Genomic DNA, 1534 nt, shown 5'->3' with positions numbered 1-1534 from the left:
GTGATGCTCCTATGTTGTGTCAAGCTGATTTGAGAAGTTCTTCATAAGCCAACCTCAACTCCGGCAAAGGGCGCTTGCCGGTTTCGATATCACTGATTCTCGCCGGGGCACACCCGAGTTTTTCAGCAACCTGGGCTTGCGATAACTGCCTCTCGATCCGTCGAGCTTTGAGTTCATCAACCTCTACCTGGCCCGTTGGAAGAACGGCCTGACCCAAGCACAACACCCGGTAGACCTCCCTGACAATGGCGCGTTTCAGACACCGTAAGATCTCCTTTTTCGACAATCCTTCCTTGGTGCGTTTGGCTACGTAGTCCCTGGTGCGTTGGTCATGATGCATCCGCACCAACGCGATCCGATGCAACGCAGAATTCGCCCGACGATCACCACCCCGGTTGAGACGGTGCCGATGAGTCCGTCCAGAACTAGCCGGAATCGGTGCGGCCCCGCACAGATGAGCTAATGCTGCCTCGGAGTGAATCCGGCCTGGATTATCCCCCACACTGACAATCAGATCAGCAGCCACCACGGAACCACACCCAAATATCGAGGTCACATGCGGATTGATCATCTCAACCAGGATACTGATGTGTTTTTCCAGCTGCGTACCCTGTTTCTGTAAATCACGATAGGTGGTGGCTAATGTCTTCAACGCGAGGAGCACCCCATTTCTGGGGTCGGCCAGGTCAGCTGATGGTCGGCACCGGGACAAGGCCTCCACCATGACCAATGTGGACATCGCACTATAGCGGCGTCGAATCTCATCGGGTGCTGTGACCAGCAACGATTTGATCGTTGTCATCAGTTTCGCTGCTGTCATCACGAGCTGACGGCGGGTGATCTGCAACCCACGGAGGGATTCCACTGGCCCGGAAGTGTCTTTCGGGATGCTTAAGGCTTCCCCGGTGAGCACCTGGCGGGCGGCAGCGACAGCATCAACGGGGTCTGATTTGCCGTCCCGGCGTCGAACGGCCCGGGTAGGGCGTAAGACTTCTACGACTGAGTATTTCTGGGTGCGAAGGTGGCGTGTCAGGCCTGCTCCATAGGAGCTGGTTCCTTCCACACCGACGGTGGTGACACCGTAGGTTGCCATGAACTCTGAAATCGCCACGTAGCCAGGGTTGGTGGCGGGGAAGGTGTCGGTGGCGATGTGCCGGCCGGTGTCCGAAATAACGGCAACAGTGTGGGTATCGGTGTGGGTGTCGATTCCGGCAACGGGGCCGGTGGGGCAGTCGAAAGTGGTAGACATTGGGGATCAGGTCCTGTCTGTGAGCAAACGTGCGGGTGACCCGCGATCCGGGGTTTCCGGGCAGACAAGACGCTGATGGGACGACTACACTAGACACCTGCCGGGGTGGTCACGGTGGAGACGTCACGCTCCTATAAGGTCATGGGCGGATTCACCAGATTGCGGTACAGGGTCGGAACTAACATGGAAGACAGATCACGCTGAAGGCACATGAGGAGATCATGGCCAGTCAAGAAGTGGGTCATTCCACGTGGTTCCGATCCTGTATTCCCATTATCAGCGTCA

At 57.0% G+C, this 1534-nt stretch carries 1 protein-coding gene; it reads right to left on the bottom strand.

What is annotated here, in order from left to right; genetic code table 11:
• Nucleotides 1-19 precede the first annotated feature (19 nt).
• Nucleotides 20-1249: an IS110 family RNA-guided transposase gene (locus QP909_RS11645; protein ID WP_005324630.1), complete on the bottom strand. Its 1230-nt coding sequence runs from the start codon at nucleotides 1247-1249 to the stop codon at nucleotides 20-22.
• Nucleotides 1250-1534: the final 285 nt, after the last annotated feature.

Source organism: Corynebacterium sp. MSK195 (genome assembly GCF_030228885.1).
Lineage (GTDB): Bacteria > Actinomycetota > Actinomycetes > Mycobacteriales > Mycobacteriaceae > Corynebacterium.
The sequence above is the reverse complement of the archived record's forward strand: the minus strand, read 5'-3'. Positions and strand labels throughout refer to the sequence as shown.